4 protein-coding genes are annotated in these 3,358 nt (G+C 63.1%); all 4 read left to right on the top strand.

Translation table 11 applies throughout. The annotated features are described in order from the left end of the window. The coding region (locus tag GORHZ_RS29770; protein WP_006338536.1) for a hypothetical protein at window positions 1–550 on the top strand (550 nt) is incomplete at its 5' end. Between the two features lie 54 nt (window positions 551–604). Continuing rightward, window positions 605–1,852, top strand: coding sequence for a class I SAM-dependent methyltransferase (locus GORHZ_RS26420; protein ID WP_006338537.1), 1,248 nt, complete (start codon window positions 605–607; stop codon window positions 1,850–1,852). Beyond that, a complete protein-coding gene (locus tag GORHZ_RS26425; protein ID WP_006338538.1) occupies window positions 1,849–2,640 on the top strand; it encodes a glycosyltransferase family protein in 792 nt (263 codons plus the stop codon). Before GORHZ_RS26420 ends, GORHZ_RS26425 begins: the two co-directional genes overlap by 4 nt. Further along, on the top strand, window positions 2,637–3,287 hold the full coding sequence (locus tag GORHZ_RS26430; protein WP_006338539.1) for a PIG-L deacetylase family protein: 651 nt from the start codon (window positions 2,637–2,639) through the stop codon (window positions 3,285–3,287). Before GORHZ_RS26425 ends, GORHZ_RS26430 begins: the two co-directional genes overlap by 4 nt. The last annotated feature ends 71 nt before the right edge of the window (window positions 3,288–3,358 follow it).

Raw genomic sequence — 3,358 nt, forward strand, 5'->3', positions numbered from 1 at the left:
TCGGGATTCATTTTGTGACGTAGGCGCACCGGCGCTCATCATGCGCGTCTCCGCGCTCAAGAAGGCCGGTCACCTGCGGGAAGAGCTGATACGAACAAACGACTTCGAACTGTATCTGCGGTTGGCCATGTTCGGCAGCGTCGCACGGACCAACCGGGTGCTCGGTGTCCGACGAGTCCACGACGCCCAACTCTCGACCCCGTTCATCGAGCACCGGGTCCTGGACTTCACCGAGCACGAACGTGCTTTCGAGTCGTTCTTCGATCACGAAGGCGCGGCACTCCCGGATGCGCCAGAGCTTCGCGAACTCGCCCGGCGCCGGATGGGCGACTACGCCTACTGGTTTGCGGTGTCACAACGTGTCACACGGCGACCCGAAGCAGGCGCCGCATTCGCATACGCCGCCGATCGACGAAGGGCGCCGAGTTGGAGGCCGCCGGTGAGCTTCCTGTTCAAAACTCGATGGCTACGCAGTCTGTACCGCATGGGGAAGCGAGTCGTCCACGACGGACAGCCGCTGCCACCCTCGTTCGACGTTCCCCAGATCTGACAGCCTGATTAGATGGCCGAGCAAACGTTACCCTCACGGACAAGGAGTGGTGGCATGCGCTGTCGCCTCTGTGGTTCACATCGACTTCGGAGCATTCTCGACCTCGGCGCGACGCCACCGTGCGAGCGGTTCCTTGCCGTCGATGCGCTCGATGATCCGGAACCGACGTATCCGCTGCACCTGCGCCTTTGCGAGGACTGTCTGCTGCTGCAGATTCCGGCGCTCATCACTCCGGAGGACACGTTCACCGAGTATGCCTACTTCTCGTCGTATTCCGACAGTTGGGTCGAGCACGCACGGCAGTTCGTCGAAGAGGCCCGTGATCGGTACGCGCTCGGCGACGACGCCTTCGTCGTCGAGGTTGCGAGCAACGACGGCTACCTGCTCCAACACGTCGTCGGCAATCACATCCGATGCTTGGGGATCGAGCCCTCGGTCAACGTCGGTGCCGCGGCCCGCGAGAAGGGCGTCCCCACGCTGACCGCATTTCTCGACGAGGGCCTTGCGGAGCGGGTCCGGCATGAGCACGGTGCCGCCGACCTCGTCGTCGCCAACAATGTGTACGCGCACATCCCAGATCTGCTGGGGTTCACGAAGTCCCTGCGTACACTTCTTGCTGACGACGGTCGGCTCAGCATCGAGGTCCATCACGCGCTGAACCTCGTGCAACTCGGGCAGTTCGACACGATCTACCACGAGCATTTCCAGTACTACACACTCCTGTCGGCATCACGGGCGCTCGCAACCGCCGGACTGACCGTCGTCGACGCCGAGCTGATCCCCACCCATGGCGGCTCGATCCGGGTGTGGGCGGCCCCCGACGAGACCGCGGGCGAACCGTCGGAACGCGTCGCCGAGGTGCTCGCTGCCGAAGCCGCCGCCGGGTTGCACGAGGTCGACGGTTATCTGGACATGCAGGCGGGTGCGGACCGCGCCCGGCAGGAACTCCTGCGTTTCCTGCTCGAGAAGAAGGCCGAGGGTGCGCGGGTGGTCGGCTATGGCGCTCCGGGCAAGGGCAATACGCTGCTCAACTACAGTGGCATCCGTACCGATCTGATGGAGTACACCGTCGATCGCAATCCGTACAAGCACGGCCGGTACACGCCTGGGACCCGGATACCGATTCACCCGCCCGAGCGGATCGATGAGGACAAGCCTGACGTCATCGTTGTGCTGCCGTGGAATCTCGAAACCGAGATCAGCAAGCAACTCGAGTACGTGGCGGACTGGGGTGGTCAGATCGTCTATCCGCTACCGGAACTGCATTTCGCGAACCGAGACACCGAAGGTGATCTGTCATGAAGGTCGTTCTGTTCTGTGGTGGCTACGGCATGCGCATGCGAGACTCGCCTGACGACGACATCCCCAAGCCTATGCAGATGGTCGGTCCGCGGCCGCTGATCTGGCATGTGATGCGCTACTACGCGCACCACGGACACAAGGACTTCATCCTGTGCCTCGGATACGGTGCCAACCACATCAAACGCTACTTCATGAGCTACGACGAGTCGGAGTCCAACGATTTCGTGATGCGCGGTGGTCAGGTCGAGTTGCTCAGCACCGACATCAGCGATTGGTCGATCACATTCATCGACACCGGACTCGAGTCGGCGATCGGCGAGCGGCTGCGCCGGGTGAGGCCGTACCTCGACGGCGACGAATACTTTCTTGCCAACTACGCCGACGTGCTGACCGATGCGCCCCTGAACTCGATGATCGACGAGGTCAAGGGGACCGGGGCGGCAGCATCGATGATGTTGGTCCCTCCGCAATCGTCCTTCCATTGCGTCGATGTCTCGGACGCCGGAACGGTCAAGGCGATCACACCTGTATCGGAGCTGTTCGCGATCTGGGAGAACGGCGGCTTCTTCGTGCTGACGCAGGAAGTGTTCGAACACCTGCCAGAGGGTGGTGATCTCGTGGCGGATGCGTGTGTGGCACTCGCCGAGCGGGACCGGTTGTACGGCTACCGCTACAACGGCTTCTGGAAGCCCGCAGACACGTTCAAGGAACGTGCGGAACTCGACACCCGATTCAACAGGGGCGACCGGCCCTGGATGGTGTGGGAGAGCGGCGACACGGACCGATGATCGATTTCACCACCGATGCACCGGCCGAGGTCGCTGTACTGGGAGCGCACTGCGACGACATCGCCATCGGCATGGGGGGCACCCTGCTGACATTGGCCAACTCACGACCGGGTCTGAATGTGCGCGCACTGGTCCTGACAGGGGGCGGAACCGAGCGCGAGGCGGAGGAGCGGGCCGCCCTCGCGGCGTTCTGCCCAGGCGCCACAATCGATCTCACCGTTCTCGATTTCCCCGACGGTCGGGCGCCGGCACGATGGGAGTCCATCAAGGAGTCGCTCGGCGCGTTCCGCAGAGCGGTCACCCCCGACATTGTGTTCGCGCCCCAGCGCGGTGATGCACATCAGGATCATCGGACCCTGGCCGAGTTGGCGCCGACCGAGTTCCGCGACCATCTCATCCTCGGTTACGAAATCCTCAAGTGGGAGACCGACACTCCGCACCCGACCCTGTTCCACCCGATCACCACCGAGATCGCGGAGCAGAAGGTGCGGCTCCTTCACGAACACTACCCATCCCAGGTGAACCACGACTGGTTTGACCAGTTGTCTTTTCTCGGGTTGTCGCGACTGCGGGGCGTCCAGAGCCGCAGCCGACACGCGGAGGCGTTCGTCGTCGAGAAGGCATTACTGCGATTTGGAGGAAACTGACGATGCGCGTACTGGTGACGGGCCATCAGGGCTACCTCGGCACCGTGATGGTGCCGATCCTGTGGGCTGCC

The sequence above is a fragment of the Gordonia rhizosphera NBRC 16068 genome, assembly GCF_000298195.1.
Lineage (GTDB): Bacteria > Actinomycetota > Actinomycetes > Mycobacteriales > Mycobacteriaceae > Gordonia > Gordonia rhizosphera.

Coding starts and splice junctions, on each gene's coding strand:
- GORHZ_RS26420 (WP_006338537.1), top strand. CDS start 605: ATGCGCTGTCGCCTCTGTGGTTCACATCGACTTCGGAGCATTCTCGAC.
- GORHZ_RS26425 (WP_006338538.1), top strand. CDS start 1,849: ATGAAGGTCGTTCTGTTCTGTGGTGGCTACGGCATGCGCATGCGAGAC.
- GORHZ_RS26430 (WP_006338539.1), top strand. CDS start 2,637: ATGATCGATTTCACCACCGATGCACCGGCCGAGGTCGCTGTACTGGGA.